We start from the raw sequence: 24,686 nt of genomic DNA on the forward strand, positions 1-24,686 counted from the left end.
TCATTTCCGTCCAACTGCACAATTTGGGCCTAACCACACGTGATCCGTCGGGGTCACACTGTGTACGACGGTCGTCGCACGTCGATGCGAGCGCCAGTCCAGTACCTCACGACCGGAAGGACATTCCATGCCTAGGCTCAACGGCGGGCAGGTCATCGCCCGCATCCTGAAGGAGTACGGGATTCCGTACGTCGCGGGCATTCCCGGGCACGGCATCTGGGGCTTGATGGACGCCTTCAACGAGGACGAGTCGAAGATCCCCTTCATCCAGACCTACCACGAGCAGAGTGCGGTTCATCTGGCCGACGGCTACTACCGGGTGTCCGGCAAGCCGATGGTTGCGGTCACGTCGATCGGCGCGGGCGCATCGAACACCGTGCTGGGCCTGGCTACCGCCTATAGCGACTCCACCAGCGTGCTGGTGATCACGGGCGGGCCACCGCGTCACATGCGCGGCCGCGGCGTCCTCCAAGAGCTGGAACGCCAGAAGGACAACGGCTTTCCACAGATCGCCGAGGCCGTGTCCAAGCGCAGCTGGGTGGCCAACAGCATCGAGGATCTGCCGTTCATCATGCACCGCGCGTTCAGCACGATGCTGACGGGCCGTCGCGGTCCGGCCCACGTCGAGGTGCCATGGGATCTGCATGCCGAGACCGCCGAGGTCAACTTTCACGACCTGGCCCGCAGACTGCCAGTCGGGTTGCAATACCCCGACCCCGAGGCGATCAGTCGAGCCGTCACGCTGCTGGGCACCGCCAAGCGTCCAGTCATCGTCGTCGGTGGTGGCGCCATCAGTGCCAACGCCACCGACGAAGTGCTCGCACTGGCCGAGGGGCTGTCCATTCCCGTCGTCACCACCTGGAATGGCAAGAGCGCGTTTCCTGAAGACCACGACCTGTTCGTGGGCAGTGTCGGGCAGACCGGCACCATCCACGGCAACTACCTGGCCGCCAACGCCGACGTCGTGGTGTCCATCGGGTGCCGCTTCACCGACTGGTCGGCGTCGAGTTACGCCCGCGGACAATCTTTCTCGTTCCCACCCGCGAAGCTCATCCACATCGACATCGATCCGCACGAGATCGGCAAGATCTATCCTGCCGAGGTCGGGATCCTCGCCGACGCCAAGCCGGCGGTTGCCGCGATCGTCGCCTCCCTGCCGACCAAGCCCGATCGCAGCGACTATCTCGCCGAGGTCGCCGAGCGCAAGGCCGAGTGGGAGAACGAGTTGTCGACGCGTCGCGACACCGACCGCTTTCCATTCACCCTGCAGCGACCGCTGCACGCACTGCGCCAGGTGATGGACCGCACCGGCATCGTATTGGCCGGGTCGGGCAACACCCAGGGTGCGGTGAAGCAGACGTTCCCCGTCTACGAACCGCGGACCCATCTGACCACAGGAGGATTCTCCGCCATGGGGTGGCCGGTGCCCGCTGCACTCGGGGCGAAGCTTGCCGCGCCGGAGCGTCAGGTTGCCTGCATCACCGGTGACGGCGACTTCCTGATGACCGCCCAGGAGATCGGTGTTGCCGTCCAGCACGACATCCCCGTGGTGTTCATCGTCCAGGACAACTCCGGTTACATCTCCATCCGCGGCGGTCAGCGCAATGCCACCGACCGGATCATCGGCACCGAGTTCAACCGCCCCGATGGCAGCCCCTATAGCCCCAGTTTCAAGGATCTCGGCAAGTCCTTCGGGCTCGAGTCCTTCAGGATCGAGTCAGCCGCCGATCTGGAACCCACGTTCAAACGGGCGTTCGACGCGCAGGCTCCCGTGCTCGTCGAGATTCCCACGGACCGTGACCTGGCCAGCCCATTCACTCCCGGCTGGTTGGACTTTCCACCGCTGCCCCACATCACCGACGAGCGCGCCGACGAATACCGGCAGCTGCGGGCCAGCGAACAGCACCAATAAGTCATCGATCTCGGTGCGTCGCGCAGGCTCGCGCATAGACTCGTCCGTTAGCCGGTCGGGCGCGGATCGAGGAGGCCGCCATGCGGATCCGAAGTCATCGCCTTCCGTTGTGTGCGTGCACGATCGCATCATTGGCGGCCTGTGGTCCCGTTGCCACCGACACCTCGATCGGCAGGACCATGGCCACGACGATGGCCACGCCGACGTCCGCCGTGTCAACGTCACCGCCGCCGACGATCGCCGCTCCACCGATGCCGCTGACCCCCGATACCCACAAGTGGGTCGACCTGCAGATCGGTGACTGCATTGCCGACGTTCCCGCGGTCGACCTCGGTGAGGTATCCGTCGCGATCGTCGACTGCGCGACCACGCACGCGGCCGAGGTCTATCTGCGCGCACCAGTGGAGGTCAATGCCGCCATCGCCGACGTCGCCAACCGCGTCTGCGCGGCGGGCGTTCCCGACTACACCGGTCGACCCGCCGACAGCAGCCCTTACTCGGTGACCTACCTGATCGACTCGGGGCAGGACCGAACGTCCAACAATCCCCTGCCGAGCACTGTCATCTGCCTGCTGCAATCCGCGAACGGTCAAGCACTGACGGCGTCGGCCCGCCGGTGAGATCACCGAGCAGGCCGCTCACGCCGCGACGATCAAGCCCAGCTGAGTCAACACCTTCACACCATCGTCCAGGCCGATTTCCTCGGTGATCAGCCCGTTCTCGACCTTGAGGATGCTGGTGCCGCTGAATCGCAAGGTCTTGCCGGTCTCCGCAGGAAGCGCACCAATCGGCATGTCGTCGAACGCTTCACCGGTCTGGGTGCCACCGCCGACCCACTGACCTACGACGTAGTCGCCCTCCGCGATCAGGTCAGCAGTGCCGCTGAAGGCAAGGTCGGGAAACGCCGCGCGGAACTTCGTGGCGAACGCGAGCACCTCCGCGCGACCGCGACACGGCGCGTGCAGGGAGTACTCGAAGCGGATGTGCGGTGCGGCGAGCTCGTCGATGACGGCTGGATTGAAGTTCGGCCCCCAGAATTCTGTGAACCAGCGTCCGACGACGGCCTTGTTCTCCTCGATCGACATGTTCGTCCTTCCGTTGACCAGCGGTTCCGAGTCACCCCGGCCGGGGCGCTCATCGGGTAGACGTGCGGCAACACGGGAATGTGAGATCACTCGGCATCTGACGTTTCGGGCGCGTGACGCGGACGTTCCGCGCACGAGGCCGTTTCCTCACCGCGCCGACCATCTGGCGCGGCTCCGACCGGCGTGATCCAATGGATTTGAGCCCCAATGGATTCGCGGAGGTACGAGTACTTGCCGACCTATGGATACGACTGCGAGCCGTGCGGCGCATTCACGCTGGTCCGGCCCATGTCAACGGTCGACGACCCGGCCACCTGTCCGACCTGCGGGCGCAACGCACGACGCGTCTTCGGCGTACCTGCGTTGCGATCCCTGAATCCGCGGCTACGCCAAGCCCTCGACGCCGGCGCCCGCAGCGCTGATGCTCCTACGGTGGTGTCGGCGGTGCCAGGACGTTCGCGACGGGCCACCCGCACCACGACCGATCCCCGCCACGCCCGACTGCCCCGCCCTTGAGGAGTTGAAGATGCCCGACGTCGTGTTCTCCGTCGACCAGGCCCGTTCGATGCGCGACCAGGACGTGCCGGGCCACAACCGGTGGCATCCCGACATCCCGCCTGCCGTGCACGTGCGGCCTGGTCAGTCGATCCGGGTGGAGTGCCGCGAATGGACCGACGGGCAGATCGGCAACAACGACTCCGCGAACGACGTCCGCGACGTCGACCTCTCGCACGCCCACATGCTGTCCGGACCGATCTACGTCGAGGGCGCCGAACCGGGCGATCTTCTCGTCGTCGACATCCTCGATCTGGGCCCGGTGCCGCAGGAGGTCGGCGAGATGCCCGGCCAGGGCTGGGGCTACACCGGCATCTTCGCCAAGGCGAACGGCGGCGGCTTCCTCACCGACTACTTCCCCGACGCCTACAAGGCAATCTGGGACTTCTCCGGGCAGAAGTGCACGTCGCGGCACCTCCCTGGTGTCGAGTTCACGGGCATCACCCATCCTGGCCTGTTCGGAACGGCGCCATCACCGGAACTGTTGGCGCGGTGGAACGCTCGCGAGCAGGCCCTGATCGACACCGATCCCGGCCGTATCCCTGCGCTGGCGCTTCCGCCGCTGGAGGAATCGGTGCTCGGTGGCACGGCAAGCGGGGACACGCTGACCAAGATCGGGCTGGAAGGCGCGCGCACCGTGCCTGCCAGGGAGAACGGCGGAAACCACGACATCAAGAACTTCACGAGGGGTTCTCGGGTGTTCTACCCCGTGCACGTGCCCGGTGCGCTGTTCTCGGGCGGCGACCTGCACTTCAGCCAGGGCGACGGCGAGATCACCTTCTGCGGCGCCATCGAGATGGGCGGATTCATCGACTTCCACGTCGACCTGATCAAGGGCGGCATGGAAACCTACGGCGTCACGACGAACCCAATCCTGATGCCGGGCAACGTCGAACCGCGCTACTCCGAATTCATCACGTTCATCGGAATCGGCGTCGATCACGACACCGACACCCAGCTGTACAACGACGCCACCGTCGCCTACCGCAATGCATGCCTCAACGCCGTGACGTACCTGCAGAAGTTCGGCTACTCAGGGGCGCAGGCGTACCTGCTGCTCGGTGCTGCACCGATCGAGGGCCGGGTCAGCGGCGTCGTCGACATCCCGAACGCGTGCTGTTCGCTCTATCTCCCGACGGCGATCTTCGACGTCGACATCCGGCCGTCGGCGTCGGGGCCCATCACCGCGGACCGCGGGAGCTGCGCCGTCTCGTCGTAGCGTGCGGTCACCACGCGTTCTGGTTGCAGGCTTCATGTCGGTGGTGGTCGTGGCATCCGGGTGTACGTCGCCGCCGTCGAATCAACCATCCCCCGCCGCGGCCCCCGCAGGCACGTGCGGCATGGCGGGACCGTCGCTCGCCGAGCTCGCCGCGGCCCGAGGGAAGGTCTTCGGGACGGCGTATCGCAGCACGTTCGCCGTCGACGATCCTTGCTATCGCAATGTGGCCGTATCCGAGTTCGGTTCCCTGACAACCGAAATCGGCACGATGATGAACACCGTCCAACCCGCCGCGGGTGTGTTCGACTTTCGCGAAGCCGACGCGGTCGCCGAGCTGGCCGAGAAGTCACACCAGGACTTTCAGATCCATTCTTTGGTCTGGGACCCGCTCGATCAGCCTCAGTGGGAGATCGTGCCGCGGACCGTCAGGGACTTGCCACCCGCTGCGCGCCACCAGCTGATGCTCGACTCGATCACCACCGTGATGCGCCACTACGCGGGCAAGGCCAGCACCGTCACGGTCGTCAACGAAGCCTTCGACCAAATGGGCAAACTTCAACACACGGTGTGGTGGGACACCACGCACGGCGACCGGTACGTCTTCGACGCCTTCCGCGCCGCCCGTCTCGCCGATCCCCATGCCCTGCTGTTCTACAACGACCACAGCGCCGAGACGCACAGCGACAAGTCCAATGCCATCTACGACTTGGTGAAACGGTTGCGCGACACCACCGTTGACGTCGTCGTCGACGGCTCCCCGACGACCAAACCCCTGATCGACGGGATCGGATTCCAGGGCCACATGCTCGGCGGGAAGAACCAGCAACCCCTGACCGAGGACATGGCCGCCAACCTGCAACGCTTCGCCGACCTCGGCGTGGCGATCCGATTCACCGAGCTCGACGTGCGGGTACCGGTCGTCGACGGCGTCGCCGAGCCTGCTGACCTCGACCGCCAACGAGACGTCTACAAGACCATGACCGAACTCTGCCTTCACCAACCCAGCTGCTCGGGCATCACGCTGTGGGGGTTCACCGACAAGAGGTCGTGGATCACCGACTACGCCGACACCTTCACCGGGTACGGCGCCGCGACCCCTACCGACGCGACCTACGCCCGAAAACCCGCCTGGGACGGCATCGTTGACGCGCTCACTGGTTGACGCCCAGCGTATGACCACTCACTTCGATCCGGCGGCACCCGGTCCGTCGAGCTTGACTTGGCTCGTGTCGATCGGCGAGCCGTGTTCGTCGACGAAGGACACCGAGACCGGCTTGCCCGTGGCTCGATCCGAGCGCTGGGTCACCGGCCCCCTCGGCAGGGGAAGATGCGTGTCGCCCCATTGCTGCAGCGCTCCGAGCACGATGGACAGGTCACGTCCCGTTTGGGTGAGGTGATACTCGAGACGTGCTCGCTCCCCGGGTATTTGGTACTCCCGCTTCTCGAAGACGCCGGCGGCAACGAGTTTCCCGAGCCGGGTCATCAAGACGTTGGTGGCGATGCCGAGGTTGGCCTGGAAGTCGGCGAACCGAGTGACCCCGCCGTGGGCTTCGCGAAGGATCAGCAGTGACCAGCGTTCCCCGACCACGGCCAGCGTGCGTTCGATCGCGCACTGAGCGGTGGGGGGCTGATACGCGGTTGGCGCGGTACTCACCACACCAGGGTAGGTCCGGACATTCATCGTCACACCTCGTCATTCCACGCCTCCGCACGGTCTACGCCACCGCGGGTCGACGTGACCGAGATCCGAAAGACGTTCGAAACCAACTTCTTCGGCGTGCTCGCCGTCGCCCGCGCATTCGCACCCATCGTCGGCAACCAACTCACTGCGGCTGGCCCTGGCCGACCAAGGCCACAACTCGCACGCGTCCGAACCAACTGAGGCCACGTGCCGGATGACCGTATTGTCGAATGAGATTGGCAGGGTACGGCGACGTCTGGGGCGATACGCACTTGAAACGAATGACCGTGGTGATCGCCGCGCTGGCGGCAGTGCTGGTGGCTGGGTGCTCTTCGTCGACTGATTCGACGGCGGGGCACGGCGCATCGAGCCACCCCACTTCGCCACCGGCACAGCCGGCGGCACACGGCGTCGAGGAACCGATCGGGGCCGTCCCCTGGCCCCAGGTGGGTCCCGGTTGGCTACTGGCGACCTGGAGTCCGGTTACCGGCGGACCACCGGCTCCTGGCGAGCCGACGGAAGCGACTGCCACCACCACGCTGTACCTGGTCGACCCGGCCGGTGGCCGGTACGCGATCACCACCTTCAAGCCGCCGGGCGAGATGGCGGGCCCCGAACTCGTCGACTGGTCGGGCGACGGGAGCAAAGCCCTGTTCCACACGGAGTACGCCAAGCTCCCGACCGCCATCATCGTCGACCTCCACACCGGCGCGCAGACCGAATTCGCCGTCGAAGGCCGCCCCCGCTTCACCCGACCCGATGGCGCGGCACTGCTACTCGAGACGCCGGGTCTCTTCTCTCCTCCCAGCCGGTCCTGGCCGGGGCAGAGCCAACCCGGGGCACTCATCAGCGCCGACCTCGCAGGCAACCACCTTCTGACCTATCCGGTGGGGCCGGACTTCAGCGGCGGATACCTCTCCACACCCGACGGCACACGGATCATCCTCGGGAGGCCCTCCGGCTTCAGCGTCATGGGCAACGACGGGATCATCAGCAAGACGGTGTCGATCAACGGCCAGAAATCCTGCAGCCCGCTGCGGTGGTGGGACGGCAACCGAAGCACGACCATCCTCATGCGATGCACTGGTACCGACGACAGCGGTACGCGGCTGTGGTTGGTGCCCATCAGCGGTGACGCACCGACCGCTCTCACCGCGCCCAACGACGGTCAGAGGGGCCCTGATTTCGGCGACGCGAACGCGTGGAAGCTGCCCTCTGGGACGTTCGTACAAGCCTTGGGCCCTTGCGGCGTCACATATCTGGCCACGCTCAACGCCGACGGAACGACCTCACAGGTGGCGGTGCCCGACGTGTCAGGTGACAGCAGCGTGTTCGTGGTCGGTGCCGATCGGAACGACCTTCAGCTCACGGCCAGGGAAGGGTGCGGCGGCAGCGAGGCGCTCGTCACCTACGACACCACCGAAGCCAGGTCGACCGTGCTGCTCGGCCCACCGGTCAACGGTGGCGACGTCATCGACGTCCTGCCCTACCCGGGCCAGGGGTAGCGAGCAATCGCCACCTCGATGCTCGCCCAACGTACGGATGTTGAACGCGAACCTCGAGTAACCGTGCAAACAACCGCACTTTCGGCGGGGCGCGAGCAAGTTGGCTCAGCTGAGCTGTCCGCGTAGTTTTGCTACCGTGCAGGACGCACTGCAGGTCGTAGTGGTCGGCGCGGGAGTCAGCGGACTGACCACGGCCATCTCCCTGCTCGAAGCAGGCCACGGGGTGCGGATCGTGGCCGCCGAGCCCAGTGCGACCACCACCTCAGCGCTCGCGGCAGCAGTCTGGTTCCCGACACACGTAGGACCCTGGGAGCGAGTGTTGCGCTGGGGTGAGGACACCTTCGACGTGCTCGCCATCCACGCGGAGATGGCGGTGCCTGGGGTGGTGATGCGTGAGTCGCTCGGCCTCTACCGGCAGCCCCCTGGTGAACCCGAGTGGGCGGCTGCGGTGGGCGGGGTCCGTGCCGCCGACGCCGACGAACTGCCGCCGGGCTATCGGTACGGCCTGCGCTTCTCGGTGCCGCTGGCCGAGATGCCGATCTACCTGCCGTGGCTGGTCGCTCGAGTCCGCGACCTCGGCGGCGAGTTCATCCAGCGGCACGTGCAGTCGCTACACGAGGTGGGCGACGGTGCCGACGTGGTGGTCAACTGCGCAGGCCTTGGCGCACGGGAACTGATCGGTGACGGCGCGGTGTACCCGGTGCGGGGCCAGATCGTCCGCGTCACCAATCCCGGTCTGACCCTGTCGGTGCGCGACGAGCACCATCCCGGCGGTCGCGCGTACGTGCACCCTCGGACGGACGACTGCATCTTGGGCGGCACCCTGGACGAAGGGCGCTGGGACACGGCGGTCGACATGGCCGTCGGCGCCGCGATCATCGAGCGCTGCTGGGACCTGGTCCCGGCACTACGGGACGCGAAGGTGCTCGAGCACGTCGTCGGACTGCGCCCTGGCCGTTCGACCGTCCGCCTCGAGGAGGACGAACCGCTCAGTTCCGGTGCGCGAGTAATACACAACTACGGGCACGGCGGAGCGGGAGTCACGCTGAGTTGGGGCTGTGCACGCGAGGTCGTCGCGCTCGTCTGACCTAGGTGCACGCCGTCACGGCAGAGCCTGCGGAGTCACCAGGAACTTCTCCCCCGTTGCCCGCTTGTTGTAGGCGTTGAACGCATCGGGCTGCAGCATGCCTGCGAGGGAAACCTCGCCGGTGTAGGTGCTCGCGAACGTCGTGGTCAGCTCTGCGGCCACCCGGTCTCGGAGCCGTCCAATGGTCTCGGCGCCGGCGTTCTGAAGGAAGGGCGTCAGCAGCCACCCGCCAAAGCCCCACGCCATGCCGATGCTCCCGGTGTCGAGTGTGGTCGGACTGGTGTCGAGGCGGCCGTAGAGATATACCTGCTTGTGCACGGTCGACCCATAGCGTGAGTACTCGGCTGCGGTCGCGTTGGCGGCTTGCTCCATCCCGCTGAGAATCTGACCCGCCAGCGGACCTCCACCCGTGGCGTCGAACGCCAGCGTCGCCGACGTCGCCTTCAGCGCCTCGAGAAGGTCGGCGGCGAACGACGGCGAGCCCGAATTGCAGACGTGGACTGCGCCCGTCGCCCTGAGCAGCTCCTCCTGCTCGGGCTTGCGGACGATGTTGACGAGCGGTATTCCGTCCGCGAGGCACAGCTTGACGAGCATCTGGCCGAGATTGGACGCCGCGGCCGTGTGCACCAGAGCCGAATGCCCCTCTCGGCGCATCGTTTCGACCATTCCGAGGGCGGTCAAGGGGTTGACGAAGGACGACGCTCCGTCTCTGGCCGGCGTCCCGTCGGGCAAGACGAGACACGCGGCTGCATTCACCACGCGGAACTGCGAGTACATCGCGCCGCCGGCGACGCCCACCATCTTGCCGAGAAGTGCCTGCGCTGCCGGCGACGAGCCCGCGGCAACGACGGTACCCGCACCCTCGTTGCCCACTGGCAGCGATTGGTCGACGCGAGCCGAAAACGCGCCAAGGGAGCCATCTTTCAACGGTGCCGTGACCACGGGACGCTCCAGCGTGCCCGCCACCTTCGCAGTCGACATGTCAGCGGTGGCGAAGAGCAGCCCCAGGTCTGACGGGTTGATCGGCGAGGCCTCCACCCGTACCACCACGTCGTTGGCGCCGGGCTCCAGAACTGGGACGTCGTGCAGCGAGAGCTCCAGCGTGCCCTGCGAGGTCACCAATGACCGCAGTTGCAACGCATTCTCGGGCAGATCGGCGGTCATGGACGGTCCTCATTCCTGTCGCTATCTGTCAGCGACGGTACTCCCGCGCCACCGTTCGCTGACGCGCACACTGATCAGCACCGGAGGCTCGTCGACACCGTCCGTCTGGTGTTCTCGGGCCTAGGGCTGGTAGCGTTTTTAGGGCTCTATATCAACCTAGTTGATATAGGCGGGTGAGAATGCGAGAGGTGATCGAATGAGCCAACGTTCAAGGGCCAGGACCGTCCTGGCCAGAGTCTGGCTACCGCTGGTCGCCGTCATTGCCATCGCCTTGGGCTCGCTGTGCATGTGGAAGGTGCATCAGGCGTCCGCCCCGGGGCCAGTCCTCGCAGTCAACGGCCCCCAGGCACCCGAGGAGTTCGTGCCGAAGCAGCTCACCTATGAGTTGGACGGCGACCTCGGCGACGGCGGGTTGCTCTCGTACATCGACATCGACGGCCATCCGCACACGGTCGACCTCTCGACGTTGCCCTGGTCGCACACCGAGACCACCACACTGACCGTCGTCTCCGGCAGCATCTCGGCGCAGGTCCATGGCGGCGAGGTGCACTGCCGAATGCTGGTGAATGGCGTTGTCCGCGATGACCAATCGGCCACACGTCGGAACGCTGACGTCACCTGCAGGGTGAAATCCGCGTGAGCGCGCATCAGGCAGGCCGCCCGTTCTTCCCAAGAGCGGTCCGTGTCCTCGCCATTCCGATCATCATCTTCTGGGGTCTCGTCGCCGTCACGACAAACACCTTCATTCCGAAGGTAGAAGACGTCGCGGCAGAGCTCGCAGGCCCGATGATTCCGACGTACGCGCCGTCCCAGGTCGCGATGCTGCACATCGGCGAGAAGTTCCAAGAGTCCACGTCCACCAGCCTGACGATGGTCGTGCTGGAGGCCGACCATCCGTTGGACGACAAGGACCACCAGTACTACGACGACCTGATGAAGCGGCTGAAGAACGACCCCCAGCACGTGCAATACGTGATGGATCTCTGGGGCAAGCCGATCACCGCGGCCGGGGCACAGAGCGTCGACGGCAAGTCCACCTATGTGCTGTTGCGCCTCGCCGGTGACATCGGGCAGATCGAGGCCAACAAATCCGTCGATGCCGTCCGCGACATCATCGCGAAGGACACTCCGCCAGCAGGACTCAAGGTTTACGTCAGTGGCGCGGCACCGCTGGCGTCGGACACGCTGACGATCGCGAACTCGAGCCTGAACAACATCACGATCGTGACGATCTTCCTGATCATCTTCATGCTGCTCCTGGTGTACCGCTCCCCGAGCACGGTGTTGATGCCGCTGGTCACCGTGCTGTTCGAGATGCTGATCGCCAAGGGCGTCGTCTCCACCCTCGGGCACTTCGGGGTCATCCCGCTCTCGTCGTTCGCGGTGAACATCACCATCTCGCTGACCCTGGGGGCCGGTACCGACTACGGCATCTTCCTGATGGGCCGCTATCAGGAGGCCCGCCAACTCGGCGAGAGCCGAGAAGACGCGTACTACACCGCATACCGGAGTGTGTCGCCCATCATCATCGGCTCGGGATTGACCATCGCGGGCGCCGGTTTCTGTCTGAGTTTCGCGCGCCTGGACTACTTCCACACCATGGGACCGGCCGTCGCGATCGCCATGCTGTTCACGATCGCGGCGGCGCTCACGCTCGGGCCTGCCATCCTGACGGTGGGCAGCCTCTTCGGCCTCTTTGACCCGAAGCGATTGGTCAGGGGCCACCTCTATCGACGGATCGCCGCGAGCGTGGTGCGGTGGCCGGTGCCCATTCTCGCGGCCAGCTGCGCCGTCGTCATGGTTGGGGCGGTCTTCGTGCCCACCTATCGGGTGAGCTACGACGACCGCACGTACCAACCCACCGATGCTCCCGCCAACCAGGGCTTTGCGGCCTCGGATCGACACTTCCCGCCCAGCAAGCTGTTCAGCGAGATGCTCATGGTCGAGTCGGATCACGACATGCGGAACTCGGCGGACTTCATCTCGCTGGACCGTGTTGCGGGGGCTCTCATACGCGTTCCCGGAGTCGCCATGGTGCAGAGCATCACCAGACCCCTTGGCCGACCACTCGACCGCGCCACCATTCCCTACCTGTTCACCACGCAGGGCGGCGGCAGCGGTCAACAGCTGCCCTTCAACCAGTCGCAGAACAGCGATACCGACAAACAGGCCCAGATCCAGGCGGAAACCGTGGAGACGCTTGGCAAGACGATCGACCTGACCCAAAAGTTGGCCGATGATCTGCACACCACGGTCCTCACCTTCGAGAACCTGCAGGCGGTCACCGACGAAGTCAACGACAACATATCGAATCTCGACGACTTCATGCGGCCCCTCAAGGCCTATTTCTACTGGGAGCCGCACTGTTTCGACATTCCCGTGTGCTACGCCTTCAAATCGCTGTTCGACGGGCTCGACGGCATCGACGCCCTCGACACGCAGATCCACAACGCCGTCGGTGATTTCCAGGCCATCGACGCGCTCATGCCCCAAATGGTTGCCCAGTTGAAGATCCAGAGGGACGAGACGGCCGCGTTGCAGGCGGTGATCGTCAACTCCTACGGCCCTGCGCATCTGCAGTCCACGCAGACCGACCAGACCTTCGACGACTTGATCAACGTGGGCAACGACTTCGACAAGTCTCGCAGTGATTCCTACTTCTACATGCCACGAGAGGCCTTCGACAACGAGGATGTCAAAACCGGTATGACACTGATGATGTCACCGGACGGCAAGGCAGCCCGCTTCATCGTCACCCACGAGGGGAACGCCATGGGCCCCGAAGGGGTTGAACACGTCGAGAAATTTCCCGAAGCCATCCAGATTGCGCTGAAGGAAACCTCGTTGGCGGGCGCCAAGATCTACATCGGCGGCGCGGGCTCGAACAACCTGGACATCAAGACCTACGCCGCGTCCGATCTGCTCATCGTGGCGATCGCCGCCTTCATCCTGATCTTCCTGATCATGTTGTTCATCACGCGAAGTCTGATGGCCGCCTTGGTGATTCCCGGCACGGTGGCCTTCTCGTTCGCCGGCGCGTTCGGTCTCTCGGTCCTCGTCTGGCAGCACCTGATCGGCCTGCACCTGCACTGGCTGGTGTTACCGCTCACGTTCATCATCCTGGTGGCGGTCGGTTCGGACTACAACCTCCTGCTGATCTCCCGCGTCAAGGAAGAGCTGGGAGCCGGGATACACACCGGCCTCATCCGCGCGCTGGGAAGCACTGGCGGCGTGGTGACGTCCGCGGGTCTGGTGTTCGCCTTCACCATGCTGGCGATGCTCACCAGCGATCTGCGGACCATCGGTCAGGTGGGGTCGACGGTGTGCATGGGCCTGCTGCTCGACACGCTGATCGTGCGTACCTTCATCGTGCCGTGTCTCCTGAGGATTCTCGGGCCATGGTTCTGGTGGCCGACGCTGGTGCGTACCCGCCCACTGCGGCAGGTGTCAGACTTTGGAGTGAAGCAATGATGCACAGCGTGTGGACACTGCCGACGGTCATCTCCTTCGTGTTCCTCGTGATCTTCGCCGGGATTGCCGCCGTCAACGTGGCGCGGCTAGGGCGCCGGCCGACACTGCCGCTGAGCGACGAAATCGGCGGCATCCCAAGGGTTCTGCGCAAGCTGCAGAAACGTGAACCGATGTCTGATGAAGAGCTGGCCGTAGCGAGGCAGGCCGTTTCCGATCGAGGGTCCTTCATGGCCCTCTGCATCCCCTTGGCGATCTTCAGCATCGGATGCTTCTACGTCTTCGGCAGCCTCGACTACGCGCACTTGCACGGGTTGACGCCCTCCGAGCGCACGTTCCTTGGGGTAATCCCGATGTTCACGTCCACGAACCTGGCCATTCGGATGATCATGAGCGCAAGCCTGAGACGGCGTTTGCCGAAGAAGGTTGTGGCACAGCCGAAGGCGTGACCGTCACCTCAGGCCCTCATGCGACGCGGACGACGTGTGCCGCGGAGTCGCCGATGGCGGCCTCGCTGTCACCGATCATGGTGTGCAGCAAGTCTTCCTGCTCGCGCTGGCCGCGGGTAGCCGCGCGCTCCATCCCACCGGGAATGGTCAGGGCGGCGACGCTGCGGGTCACGTTCAGCGGAATCCGCAGGATTGGATACCACGGCGGCACGTAGGCCAGTCCCAGGGCGCGCATTGCGCGCGGTCCCAGGAACCCGCTGGTCACCGACAGGTGCTGGGCCCGTGCGACGCGACGGCGCAGGCCCGGCAAGTTGCGGTAGTTCCAGGCCATCGGGTCGTCGGCCATCGGAACGGCCAGCTGTTTCGTGGACTCGTCGGGTGCCGCGAGCGCAGTGAGCGTGTGGTACAGGACCCGCACACCGTCACGGAAGTCGTGGGGCAGCCACTCGTCCTGCACGCCGATCAGCCAGCCGACGTACCGGGTCAGGTGCGCGATGCCGTCGAGATCCGCAGGGGCGGGCAGGATTCCCATCCCGATCCCGCCCGCGGACGGGGCGATGAGCGCGCCGACCAACGTCGCGGCCATATCCGTCTGGTTCACCGGCATGCCCCATTCATCGCCGCGCCAATCCGGCATCGTCGCCACGTGGCGACGCACGAACGCGTGGATCAGCCGCACGCGGATCGTGGATCGGTAGCCCACCCCCAGCGGATCGAGGCCACCTTTCGAGATCACGTCCATGGCCCACTGCATCGTCTCGGCGAAACGCTTGTTCGAGCCCTTCTCCAGCGCACCAGTCCGCAGCAGAGTCTTGTTGAAACCGGAGAATTGGTACCCGCCAAGCAGTGCCACGTCACGCGCGACGTACATCCCGTCGGCGCCACCCCTGCGCAGCGCCCGCGCTCCACGGCGCAGCCTGTCCCGATCGACCCAGTCCGGAATCGTCTCGATCCGGACGAAGAACTCACGCAACGGTTCCGGTGCCTCGGGCACGTTCTCGATGCCCTCCGCGAGCGCCCGATCGAACAAGGGCCGCGTCTGCTCCATGCCTGCGGAAATCATCCACTCCACCAGGCGGTCCATCGGCTCGTCGCCGACCGTCAGCCGCTCGCCAAGGCTCCGCCATTGCTCTGGCGTGGGCTTTTGAATACCCAACAGCAGCGCGAACGACCGTACGAGCGCCGGAACGTCGCGGGGGCTCTCGGGATGCCGCGCCGGGATCGGCTGGTTCATCGGTGCTCTCCTTTGAGCCGTTAATTTTGGATAACGTCCGTGTTCCGAATGTAGGCTGCGGGTATCGTGCTGTCAATGAGACGCGCGGAGGTGGTGCGCGATTACGGCGGAGTCAGTGCCGCAGATCGCCGCGCCGAACGGCGTCGCAAGCTGCTGACCGCCGCACGGCAGATCTGGGGCGAATCGGGCATCACGGACGTGACCGTCCGGGGTGTGTGCAGCGCAGCAGGATTGACGCCGCGCTACTTCTACGAACAGTTCCCTACTCGGGACGCGCTGCTCTTCGCCGTCTCCGACGACGTACGTGACGAGACGCTTCAGGCCTTCGTCGCTGCCGGCATTGGGGAACCCGGCAGCCTCAGGAACAAGGTGCGCTCGGCGGTGAAGACCTTCCTCGACATCATCGCGGCCGACCCCCACATCCACCGCATCGCCACCAGCGACCTGACGAGCGTTCCGGGCCTGACCGAACACCGCGTGCACGTTCTCGACATCATCACCGAACTAGTCATCCAGCACGCCCCGGACATCCTCGGCACCGACACACCGGATCCCACCGAGCTGCGCCGCACCGCACTGTTCATGGTCGGCGGCGCCAACCAGATCATCGAAAGCTGGCTTGCGAATCCGAAGGAAGACACAGCCGAGCTCGCGGGCGTGTGCGCCGACCTCTGCGTAGCCGTGGTGCGTGGCGTGACCCGGTCGGCCGAGTTGTAGGGCGTCTTAAAGCCCGTACGTCTTGGCGATGATGTCGCGCTGGATTTCACTGGTACCGCCGACGATGGTGCCGACGACTGTGTGGCGCAGCATCTCCTCCATACCGGCTTCCTTGGTGTAACCCATTCCACCCATCATCTGAATGCCCTCCAGCGCAGCATGTTTGGCAAGTTCGGTGGCCTTGAGCTTGACCATCGATGCTTCGCGAGGGAGCAGCGTTTCGGGGTTCTCGTCAACCCGCTGGGCGACGTCGTGCACGAGCAACCGGGTGACCTCGATCTCGGTGGCCAGATCGGCGATCCGTTGCGACAGCGCCTGGAACGACCCGATCGGCTTGCCGAACTGCTTCCGGTCCTTGACGTAGGCGAGGGTGTCGTCGAACGCCCGGCGGGCCTGCCCAAGCGCGCCGGCGCCGATGATGACCCGCTCGATGTTCAGCCCCGCGATCAGCTGCGACCACCCCTGGCCCTCCACGCCGACGAGTCGCTCCTCGGGCACGAACGCGTCGGTGAAGAACACGTCGTTGACTTCGGCGCCGAGCGTCGCGATCGGGTGGATCTCGACGCCGGGAGTCGAAGTGGGTACCGAAATCATCGTGATGCCTTGATGTTTGGCGCCACTGTCGGACGTGCGGGCGACCAGCAGAATGTGATCAGCGGTGTGCCCGTTGGAGATCCAGGTCTTTTGGCCGTTGATGCGGAAGCCGCCGTCGACCTTCTCGGCCTTGCAGGTGAGCGATGCCACGTCCGAACCCGACCCCGGCTCGGACATGGCGACGGCCGTCGTCCCGCCCCCGACGACCCTGCCGAGCACCTCGTGCTTGATGTCCTCGGTGGCGAACTTCAGGTAGCTATGCGCCACGATGAGCGACACCAGGTAGCTGGCGAAGGGGATCCGGTTGTAGGCGAGTTCCTCGACGAACAGGCAGACGTCGAACAGACCGCCACCGGAGCCGCCGTACTCCTCCGGGATCGACAGCCCCAGAAACCCCAGGTCGGCCAGCTTGGCCCCGATCTCCGGGCTGCTGGTCTTCGTACCCTGATCGGTCAGCGCCAGGCGCTGTTCGCGGGTGCCGCACTCCCGCGCCGCGAAGTCGCGCACGGTCTGCACCAGGGCTTGTTGTTCGTCGGTGAGTTGCAGGCTCATCGGCTGCCTTCCTTCGTCGGATCCATCGCATTCACTGGTGAACGTAATTTCCAATCAACGTAGCATGCATTTACGATCTGTCTAGAATGTAATTTGTGACCGCACCCGAGTTGCCGCCGAACAAGCATCAGGAGCGCAGCATGCGCACCCGCGCTCTGCTGCTGGACGCTGCCATCGAGAGCCTGTCCGAGGTCGGCTACGCGCACGCGTCCACCGCCGACATCTCCGAACGCGCGGGAGTGACGCGTGGCGCGTTCCTGCATCACTTCCACACCCGGACCGAGCTCTTCTCGCAGGCCATCGACCATCTGACGGCGGAACAGCGGGACGCGGTGCAACGCTGCGCCGACATGGTGTCGGCGACCACCCCGCCAGCGGATGCACTGGTGGTTCTGGTCTCGTCGATGACCGCAGGCGAGCTCGGCAGGGCGTCGGTCGAGCTGTACGTGGCGATCCGCCACGAAGACGACCTCCGCGAGCACATGCTGCGCGTCCAACACGACCTGACCCACGATGTCCTGGCGATCGCCGAGAAGCTGATCGGGGCGCGCACGTCACCCGACCGCCTGCAGGACGCATTCTGGATGACCATCAACCTGGTCCGCGGCACCATCGTCGACGACATGCTCGGTCGAAACCCCGCGCACCGCAAGGAGATGCTCGCTCGCTGGACGGACCTCGCCGCGGTAGCGCTGGCGCAGCCGTGATCGCTCAGCCGCGCCGCCTGATGTACTCCTGATAGGCCTCCGCAGCGGCCGCCAACTCGGGTCGCGCGTCGAGCACGGGCTGCAACTTCTTCTTCGCTTCCTCGCGCTTGTACGGCAGGAATTCGGTCGGGAAGTTGCCCTCGTGCGGGCGGTAGTCCCGCAGCACGCGGCGCGCCACGGTGGCGATGTGCACTTCGTCGACGCCGTCGGCGATGCCCATCGTCGGGGCGGCGGCATACATCGCCTGGATCGGCGTGAGGTCGGTGGTACCAAGCGATCCGAGCACGTGCAGGGCGTTGAACGACACCTCGCGCAGCACCTTGGCCATCGTGAACTTGACGGCGGCGATCTCGGTGCGGGCCTCCATGGTCGAGGTGTTGTCGATCTTCCATGCCGTTTCGAGCACGAACAGCCGCAGCATCTTGATCATCGCGTAGGACTCGGCGATCTTCTCCTGCACCATCTGGTGTTCGGAGATGATCTTGCCGTGCGACTCGCGGGACAGGGCCCGCTCGCACATCATGTCGAAGGCCAAGTTGCACTGCGCGATGGTGCGCATGGCGTGGTGAATGCGTCCACCGCCAAGTCGGCGCTGCGCCAACACCTTTGCGCCGTTCGGCGGTCCCAGCAGGTGGTCGAGCGGCACGCGCACATCGGTGTAGACGATGTGGTTGTGATTGCGCGGCTCGGGCATGATCTCCACGCCAGGCGTATTGCGCGGCACGACGAACATGCCGTTGGTGCACATCACGAACAGGATGTCGGCGACCCGGCCTGCCGAGGTGAACCACTTCTCGCCGTTGATCACCCACTCGTCGCCGTATTGGACGGCTGTGGTCTTGAACAGGCTGGGGTCGCTGCCGCCCTGCGGCTCGGTCATCGAGTACGCCGAGAACATGTCCTGGTTCAGCAGCGGCTTGAGCCAGCGCTCCTTCTGCTCCTCGGTGCCGTAGGCCGCCAGCATCTCCATGTTGCCGGTGTCGGGTGCCGACGCGCCGAACATGTGCGGTGCGCCTGCGTAGCGTCCGATGACCTCGTTGAGCAGACCGAGCTTGAGCTGACCGAAGCCCGGCCCGCCGAGTTCCTCGTCGAGGAAGATCGCCCACAGGCCTTGGTCCTTGACCTCCTGCTGGAGCTCGCGGACGTAGGCCTTGACCGCGGGAATGGGGACGCGCACCGCGTGCGGGAAGACATGATCGAGCGGTTCGACCTTCTCCACGCAGAACTGCTTCACCCAGTCGAGCTTCTCCTGGAAGTCCGGGTCGGTACTGAAATCCCAAGCCATTCAAGCCTCCTCAGTCCTTGTCGTAGAACCGCTCCCGAAAGATGCGCGACTTGTACGTGCCTGCAGGCAGACAGTCAGGGCAGCCGCACATGTTGCGGGTGCGTGCACGCGATACTTGCCGATCTTGATCCCGCTACGGCGGACCGATTCGGTCTCGTCTTCGTTGGTGATGTGAACGAGCAGTGGCACGTCGCCACGCTAGCCCACCACGGCAGTCGAGTTGGCTACATGGCCTCGTCGTCGACGATCGTCACGGTCTTGCTGGTCTCACCGGGTGCGAACGTGATGCTCCCCCAGCGTTTAGAAGTTGATGGCAAGCCAACCGATCAGCACCGCGACGATCAACCAGTTGCTCACCGTGTGCAATGCAGCAGCCATCGATGCGGCGGTTTCCCGAAGACTCTTGATCTGAGCCTGGCGTTCATCGTCCTGCTGCTTGGTCTCCGCAAACCATTCCTCGAGCAGGACGCGATTTCCTTCGGACACGCGAGTGAATTCCGCGTGGTGGGCCTCCCACACCGCCGGGTCGTACGGCCCGGCAGGCGAAGACGGGTAGTCGAGGCGTGTCGGCTCCGGCGTGCGCACCACGAGATCAGTGCGATCGAGGAAGCGGTTCAGCGACGTGAGATACACGAGCTGATACAGCAGTCCGCTGCCGATGAGGGCAACACCAGCTGCGATTGGAACACCCGCCACAACCGAATGACCAAGGCCGAAGACCATCAGCCGTCGAAGACGCTGCCCCTTCGAATCCCGTTCGCTGCCATAGCGGAAGGACATCTCCTCTCCGTGCGCCAGAAGCGGGACCAAGAGGAAAATCCAAAGTGGCACGACGAATCCAATGATCTGCCACGGCCCCCCGGTGTGACCGGTTTGACCGAGTGCAACGTTGCCAGTACCGCCCAGAAGCATCCACCAACCCACACCGAGGATGGGCACTGCAAGGAGCAGGAGCATGACGATCGCAATGACACAGACGATGTGTCCGATTGCTGTGGGCAGCATCCACCAGCGGATCGCCCGCACTGTCGCAAGATAGTGGCCTCTGACGTCTCCGTCGCGCAACAACCGCCAGGTGGCGGAAGCGAGCAGCATGCCTACGGCGCACAACACGATTGCGACCAGGACGTCGGTCATGTGTCATCTCCTTCGGTAGCGGACAGCATGGTTCTGCCTACCGACAAATCGGCTGCGTCGCTGACACCTCACCCCGAGTGGCGCGCACGCTGCGGGCAACCGATAACTTGAGACGGGTCAGTCTGGAGCGAAGGGTTGGTGCGCGCAGGGTGGCGTCCGGGTCGAGCCGTTATCCCGTGTTGTTGACGTTCGGCGCGTCCTACTCCGTCGGCGCGCAGATGGCCAGCGTGTCGGCGGTCCTGCCATTCCTGCTGGCCGCGAAGGGCATCTCCTGGGCGGCCGGCCTGCTGTATCCCGTCTTCAGCATCGGCTTCATTGCTGGAAATGCGTTGTCACCGCCAGTGATCTCGCGGTTGGGACGCCGCCAGAACGTCGTCATCGCGACGGCCTCCGCGACCATCGCCGTCCTGACCGCGTGCATCGCCGCGGCCGACCTGCGTGACGTGTTCGTCGCACCGATCTTCTTGTTGGCGTCGCTGGTGATCGGTTGCGCGATGGGAATCGCGAACAATGCCTACGCCGAGATCATTTCGCGCATGCTCGACAGAGAACGACGCAACCGTCTCCTGCTCAACCAGGAAGCGATCGGTGCGGTATTGACCGTCGCAGGAACTCTGCTGATCCTTCCGCTGATGTCCGGACGCGACCCGGCCGAAGGACGCATCGACGTCCTGTGGTTGGGTGCCGCCGCCATGGTGGCGGCGTGCGTGGCCGCGGCGATCGTCGGGCCGACGACGTCGGGCACTGTGAAGCCGCCAACACGGTTCATCGACGACTACCGCGATGGCGTCACCGTGGTGCGGACGCAAAGCTGGTACCGGCTGTTCCTGCTCACCCAAATCGTGTTCGTGCCCATCGGTTTGAACATGACGTTCTTCTCTCTGCGGGCCGCGATGGCCCACCCCGACAAGGCGGGCAGCCTGCACGTCCTCGTGATCAGCTCGGCTGCGGGGCTGCTGGCCGGCTCGTTCCTGTGGCGCCGTGTCTTCACCAGGTTCGGGGTGCGCGGCATGCTCGTGATGAGTGGCATCACCAGCAGCGCCGCTGCGCTCGTCTGCCTCGGCAACGAGACGATCCCCGGCGGAGAGCTTCTGTGGGTGCACGGCGTGGTGTTCTTCCTCGCCACCCTGGCCAACGCAGCGACCGGCGCCGCCACCGTGTCCTGGATCAGTGCCTTCGCGACCGAGGAGCACCGCGCCACGTTGATCAGCTTCGCCGCCGCGCTCGCCGCAGCGGTGTCCACGGTCTTGGGCGCAGTGCTCGGCTGGCTCGCCCAGGCGACGGTGGCCATCTGGCCGGTGCTGATCGTGCTCGCGCTGGCCGTCGTTGCCACGATCGTCACCGTCCGTGCACCCGATCGGCCCCCGGTCGCGACGACGTGAGGAGCTCGACCTCGTGCCGATGCGGTGTGGCGTTGTCCCGACCCGCGGGCGCGCTTGAGCGTCAGGGCCTCTCTGCTTCCTTCGGGAGATCCGTGGTGTTGAGTTCGTGCCGCCGTTTGCGTGCTCGCGACGCAAGCAGATAGGCGGCGTTGCCGCACGCACGCGAGTCGTGTCAGTGGCCAGCCCTGCGGTCGCCAGCTTTTGGCGCTTCATCGGCCATGCTGGCCGCATGTCCGGCGGCGGTGAGCCGAGTTGTTGATCCTCATCACCGCGCTCACTCAGACCCGCTGGCCCCATAGGCCACTTCTAGCTCATTGGCCACAATAGCCCCGATGGTCCTGAAATTAACATCTGCCACTTTAACTATCAATAAACTCAATAGTCACATTAGCACTTCGGAAGACTGCTGCTTTTCCTAAGCATCGACAAGCCGTGACCGGCGGCGGAAGCCCGGTATTCGAATTCCGTTGACCAGCTTGAACACGGCCTCTTCGCCGGATCACAGCGGCCACTTTGGTCCCATCAGCAGCAGGAGAGTTAAACAAACTCAGAGAAGATAATTAGACTCGTTAATATCTCTGTTTAACTTCCGCCTCATCTGTAAAACTCGATATCACGATTTGAGCTTGAGGATCGTCGCTCACGCCAGCCCGTTCATAGCCGTGCGCGTCGCGGGGACCTCGCGGAAGGATCGATATGAGTGTGCGGAAGGCAGTCGCGGTGACCGTCCTTGCCGGTGTGATCGCGGCTGCGCAAATGGCCGTGGCAATCCCCTCTGCCAGCGCTGAACCGAACTGGGACGCAATGGCTCAATGCGAGTCGGGAGGGAACTGGTCCGAGAACACTGGCAACGGCTTCTATGGCGGACTTCAGTTCACCCCGGCCACGTGGACTGCGAACGGGGGCATCGGATCACCCGCCAACGCCAGCCGCGACGAGCAGATCCGTGTCGCGCGTAACGTTGTGCAGACCCAAGGACTCGGAGCTTGGCCAGTCTGCGGTGGGCCAGTCGGCTGGGCGGCAGGGACATGCCGCGCCATGGTCGCCTGGATTCCCATCGGGAACCTGCCGCATCTGTGCACCGTGGTGCTCAATCCGTTCGCCTGAGGCACGATCCGCGGTCACGGCGTCCCGCACCTTCATTGGTTGGTGTGACCGATCACATTCATCAACCTGGTGGCGGTCGGTTCGGAAGCGACGAGGTCTGGTGCACCTGGCCCCGTCGGCCGCCCGGCGCCGTCCGACGAACGAATCGGCCAGCTCGATCACGATCTGCGAATGTTGCTCAGTACCTTCGCTGCTGCGGTCTTCCTATCCCCTGCACCGAAGATCGTGCCCTTCCGGGGTCGCGCCACGCCACCCGCCGCGTGGCGGCGACTGTCCCGGTGGATCGACGAACAGATCGAAAACCGATTGGCCAACCCGATCGAGCACGTCGACATGCTCCACGTGCTGCTCGATGCCCGCACGAACACGGCGAGCCGCTCAGTCGACAGGATCTGATCGCCCGAGCTCGCCATCCTCATCGCCGGTGGTTACGAGACCGTGGTGGCATCGGTGTCCTGGACGCTCGCGGTTCTCGGAACCAATCCCGAAGCGCTCCAACGTCTCATCGACGAAGTGGACACGCTGGAAGGGGCACCACCCCAGTACGCGGATCTGAACCGGCTCACCTGGGTCAAGGCTTGCTTCGACGAGGGACAGCGACTACAGGGACATCCCTTCCATCCACGAATCGCGCTGCAAGACGACGTCATCGACGGCTACCTGATCCCCCGCGGCACCATCGTCGGCGTCTCGGTCTACGCACTCCACCGAGACCCGCGCTGGTGGGCCGATCCGGATCGCTTCGACCCGACACGGTTCACCGACGGCGACGTGGTCTCGGCACGTCCCGTCAACGCCTTCATCCCCTTCGGAGTCGGTCCACATCGGTGCATCGGTTCCCAACTCGGATACCTCAACGCCCAATTCATCCTGACGCTGTTCTTCCAGCGCTATCGCATGCGTACGCTGCCCGGCTGGACGCCCAAGCACGCCTCGACCTTCTCCACCACCATCGAAGGTGGGCTACCCGTGCTGCTCGACCGGGTGGCTCCATGACGCGCCCCGGCCCTTCCCCTGGAGTGAGGCGGGCCTCGTGTTACCGATGTCGCCCAGCCGACGACGCGACGGGACGTGGTGCGGATGAGGTTCCAGTAGCAACGCGATCTGAAGCCAACATCACGGCGGTGATCGGGACGGCGAGCGCAAGCAAGCCAATCACGAAGACCGGGAACAGGAACGAGAAGACCTCGGGGCCGCCCGGTACCGGCGCAGTGTGATCGACGGTCACACGGACCGCGGCCATGCCCGTGTAGTGCATTCCGACGACGGCGACGCCCATTACGAGCCCCGCGGCGAATCGCAGCGCCGGGGACTCGAGCACGAGGGTGAACCACAGCGCGGCCGTGGCCGCGACTACGGCGATCACGATCGACAGGGCGACAAGGCTCTTGTCGTAGGTGATCGTGCCCTGGGTCTGCATCGCCCACATGCCGGTGTAATGCATCAGGGCGACGGCAAGGCCCGTGATCACGCCCCCGGCGATGAGCCGGCGCAGATCGACGTTCCGGCCGATGGTGATCAGCCCGACGAACACTGCCGAGATCGACAGCGCCGCCGACGCGACCGTCCATCCAAGGTTGTACCGGACCACGCTGCCCGGGATCGCAAAGCCGAGCATCGCGATGAAATGCATCAGCCAGATCGCCACCCCGCCGATGGCGACCGACGCCATGGCGAGCCAACGCAGCCGATCACGTTGGTCGGACGCCGCCGCGCTCTGACGAGTACACGCCAGCCCGACGACCGATCCGGTCACCGAGACAATGTACGCGAGAACGAGCAGCCAAAGGCCCATGTCGAAGTGGTGCATTTCATGGTTCATGATCGGTTCCTCGAGACTGGGTGT

At 65.0% G+C, this 24,686-nt stretch carries 24 protein-coding genes and 1 pseudogene; 17 read left to right on the forward strand and 8 right to left on the reverse strand.

What is annotated here, in order from left to right:
* The first annotated feature begins 127 nt into the window (after positions 1-127).
* Together HNP02_RS18430 and HNP02_RS18435 are read left to right on the forward strand one after the other, a co-directional pair.
* Positions 128-1,912, forward strand: a complete 1,785-nt coding sequence (locus HNP02_RS18430) for a thiamine pyrophosphate-binding protein (RefSeq protein WP_184441077.1) — start codon at positions 128-130, stop codon at positions 1,910-1,912.
* A gap of 80 nt (positions 1,913-1,992) precedes the next feature.
* Positions 1,993-2,532, forward strand: coding sequence for a hypothetical protein (locus HNP02_RS18435; protein WP_184441079.1), 540 nt, complete (start codon positions 1,993-1,995; stop codon positions 2,530-2,532).
* A gap of 18 nt (positions 2,533-2,550) precedes the next feature.
* On the opposite strand, the gene HNP02_RS18440 is transcribed toward HNP02_RS18435, so the two are convergent.
* Positions 2,551-2,997: an ester cyclase gene (locus tag HNP02_RS18440; RefSeq protein WP_184441081.1), complete on the reverse strand. Its 447-nt coding sequence runs from the start codon at positions 2,995-2,997 to the stop codon at positions 2,551-2,553.
* Positions 2,998-3,204: 207 nt separating this feature from the next.
* Here HNP02_RS18440 and HNP02_RS18445 point away from each other — a divergent pair, with 207 nt between their 5' ends.
* The 3 genes from HNP02_RS18445 to HNP02_RS18455 are packed head-to-tail and all read left to right on the forward strand — an operon-like array spanning position 3,205 to position 5,933.
* A complete protein-coding gene (locus tag HNP02_RS18445; protein ID WP_184441083.1) occupies positions 3,205-3,513 on the forward strand; it encodes an FmdB family zinc ribbon protein in 309 nt (102 codons plus the stop codon).
* Positions 3,514-3,523: 10 nt separating this feature from the next.
* The gene (gene fmdA, locus HNP02_RS18450) at positions 3,524-4,771 is read left to right on the forward strand and encodes a formamidase (protein WP_184441085.1); all 1,248 of its coding nucleotides are present in this window, start codon (positions 3,524-3,526) and stop codon (positions 4,769-4,771) included.
* 1 nt (position 4,772) lies between these two features.
* The gene (locus tag HNP02_RS18455) at positions 4,773-5,933 is read left to right on the forward strand and encodes an endo-1,4-beta-xylanase (RefSeq protein WP_309241611.1); all 1,161 of its coding nucleotides are present in this window, start codon (positions 4,773-4,775) and stop codon (positions 5,931-5,933) included.
* Positions 5,934-5,951: 18 nt separating this feature from the next.
* On the opposite strand, the gene HNP02_RS18460 is transcribed toward HNP02_RS18455, so the two are convergent.
* Positions 5,952-6,425, reverse strand: coding sequence for a helix-turn-helix domain-containing protein (locus HNP02_RS18460; RefSeq protein ID WP_309241612.1), 474 nt, complete (start codon positions 6,423-6,425; stop codon positions 5,952-5,954).
* An 81-nt stretch (positions 6,426-6,506) separates the two neighbouring features.
* Here HNP02_RS18460 and HNP02_RS18465 point away from each other — a divergent pair, with 81 nt between their 5' ends.
* The 3 genes from HNP02_RS18465 (at position 6,507) to HNP02_RS18475 (ending at position 9,044) form a co-directional block, all read left to right on the forward strand.
* Complete coding sequence (locus tag HNP02_RS18465) at positions 6,507-6,653, forward strand: hypothetical protein (protein ID WP_184441089.1); 147 nt, start codon at positions 6,507-6,509, stop codon at positions 6,651-6,653.
* A gap of 29 nt (positions 6,654-6,682) precedes the next feature.
* On the forward strand, positions 6,683-7,957 hold the full coding sequence (locus tag HNP02_RS18470; RefSeq protein WP_255506659.1) for a hypothetical protein: 1,275 nt from the start codon (positions 6,683-6,685) through the stop codon (positions 7,955-7,957).
* 136 nt (positions 7,958-8,093) lie between these two features.
* Positions 8,094-9,044: an FAD-dependent oxidoreductase gene (locus tag HNP02_RS18475; protein ID WP_221317739.1), complete on the forward strand. Its 951-nt coding sequence runs from the start codon at positions 8,094-8,096 to the stop codon at positions 9,042-9,044.
* A 15-nt stretch (positions 9,045-9,059) separates the two neighbouring features.
* Here HNP02_RS18475 and HNP02_RS18480 read toward each other — a convergent pair whose 3' ends face one another.
* Positions 9,060-10,208 carry a zinc-binding dehydrogenase gene (locus HNP02_RS18480; protein WP_184441091.1) on the reverse strand — a complete coding sequence of 383 codons (1,149 nt, stop codon included), beginning with the start codon at positions 10,206-10,208 and terminating at the stop codon, positions 9,060-9,062.
* Positions 10,209-10,404: 196 nt separating this feature from the next.
* On the opposite strand from HNP02_RS18480, the gene HNP02_RS18485 reads away from it, so the two are divergent.
* The 3 genes from HNP02_RS18485 to HNP02_RS18495 are packed head-to-tail and all read left to right on the forward strand — an operon-like array spanning position 10,405 to position 14,125.
* On the forward strand, positions 10,405-10,848 hold the full coding sequence (locus HNP02_RS18485) for an MmpS family transport accessory protein (protein ID WP_184441092.1): 444 nt from the start codon (positions 10,405-10,407) through the stop codon (positions 10,846-10,848).
* The gene (locus tag HNP02_RS18490; protein ID WP_184441685.1) at positions 10,827-13,679 is read left to right on the forward strand and encodes an RND family transporter; all 2,853 of its coding nucleotides are present in this window, start codon (positions 10,827-10,829) and stop codon (positions 13,677-13,679) included. The genes HNP02_RS18485 and HNP02_RS18490 overlap by 22 nt, the downstream gene beginning before the upstream one ends.
* Positions 13,676-14,125, forward strand: coding sequence for a hypothetical protein (locus tag HNP02_RS18495; RefSeq protein WP_184441094.1), 450 nt, complete (start codon positions 13,676-13,678; stop codon positions 14,123-14,125). Before HNP02_RS18490 ends, HNP02_RS18495 begins: the two co-directional genes overlap by 4 nt.
* Positions 14,126-14,141: 16 nt before the next feature.
* On the opposite strand, the gene HNP02_RS18500 is transcribed toward HNP02_RS18495, so the two are convergent.
* Positions 14,142-15,359 (reverse strand): oxygenase MpaB family protein, encoded by a 1,218-nt coding sequence (locus tag HNP02_RS18500; protein WP_184441096.1) that lies wholly within the window; start codon positions 15,357-15,359, stop codon positions 14,142-14,144.
* 75 nt (positions 15,360-15,434) lie between these two features.
* On the opposite strand from HNP02_RS18500, the gene HNP02_RS18505 reads away from it, so the two are divergent.
* Positions 15,435-16,076, forward strand: coding sequence for a TetR/AcrR family transcriptional regulator (locus tag HNP02_RS18505; RefSeq protein WP_184441098.1), 642 nt, complete (start codon positions 15,435-15,437; stop codon positions 16,074-16,076).
* A gap of 6 nt (positions 16,077-16,082) precedes the next feature.
* On the opposite strand, the gene HNP02_RS18510 is transcribed toward HNP02_RS18505, so the two are convergent.
* A complete protein-coding gene (locus HNP02_RS18510) occupies positions 16,083-17,222 on the reverse strand; it encodes an acyl-CoA dehydrogenase family protein (RefSeq protein WP_184441104.1) in 1,140 nt (379 codons plus the stop codon).
* A 95-nt stretch (positions 17,223-17,317) separates the two neighbouring features.
* On the opposite strand from HNP02_RS18510, the gene HNP02_RS18515 reads away from it, so the two are divergent.
* A complete protein-coding gene (locus HNP02_RS18515; protein ID WP_184441106.1) occupies positions 17,318-17,929 on the forward strand; it encodes a TetR/AcrR family transcriptional regulator in 612 nt (203 codons plus the stop codon).
* Between the two features lie 4 nt (positions 17,930-17,933).
* On the opposite strand, the gene HNP02_RS18520 is transcribed toward HNP02_RS18515, so the two are convergent.
* Together HNP02_RS18520 and HNP02_RS18525 are read right to left on the reverse strand one after the other, a co-directional pair.
* Complete coding sequence (locus tag HNP02_RS18520) at positions 17,934-19,214, reverse strand: acyl-CoA dehydrogenase family protein (protein ID WP_184441108.1); 1,281 nt, start codon at positions 19,212-19,214, stop codon at positions 17,934-17,936.
* 300 nt (positions 19,215-19,514) lie between these two features.
* Entirely contained in the window at positions 19,515-20,351 is an 837-nt protein-coding gene (locus tag HNP02_RS18525; protein WP_184441110.1) for a hypothetical protein, read from the reverse strand.
* Between the two features lie 149 nt (positions 20,352-20,500).
* Here HNP02_RS18525 and HNP02_RS18530 point away from each other — a divergent pair, with 149 nt between their 5' ends.
* From HNP02_RS18530 to HNP02_RS18545, 4 genes and pseudogenes are all read left to right on the forward strand, one after another.
* Positions 20,501-21,733: an MFS transporter gene (locus HNP02_RS18530; RefSeq protein ID WP_184441113.1), complete on the forward strand. Its 1,233-nt coding sequence runs from the start codon at positions 20,501-20,503 to the stop codon at positions 21,731-21,733.
* Positions 21,734-22,522: 789 nt separating this feature from the next.
* Positions 22,523-22,840: pseudogene (locus HNP02_RS18535) on the forward strand (transglycosylase family protein); the annotation flags it as partial.
* 171 nt (positions 22,841-23,011) lie between these two features.
* Positions 23,012-23,236, forward strand: coding sequence for a hypothetical protein (locus tag HNP02_RS18540; protein WP_184441117.1), 225 nt, complete (start codon positions 23,012-23,014; stop codon positions 23,234-23,236).
* A 21-nt stretch (positions 23,237-23,257) separates the two neighbouring features.
* On the forward strand, positions 23,258-23,836 hold the full coding sequence (locus tag HNP02_RS18545; RefSeq protein WP_309241635.1) for a cytochrome P450: 579 nt from the start codon (positions 23,258-23,260) through the stop codon (positions 23,834-23,836).
* A gap of 40 nt (positions 23,837-23,876) precedes the next feature.
* Here HNP02_RS18545 and HNP02_RS18550 read toward each other — a convergent pair whose 3' ends face one another.
* Positions 23,877-24,662, reverse strand: coding sequence for an MHYT domain-containing protein (locus tag HNP02_RS18550; protein ID WP_184441128.1), 786 nt, complete (start codon positions 24,660-24,662; stop codon positions 23,877-23,879).
* Positions 24,663-24,686: the final 24 nt, after the last annotated feature.

The organism is Mycobacterium sp. AZCC_0083, from assembly GCF_014202335.1.
In the GTDB taxonomy this organism is placed as follows: domain Bacteria; phylum Actinomycetota; class Actinomycetes; order Mycobacteriales; family Mycobacteriaceae; genus Mycobacterium.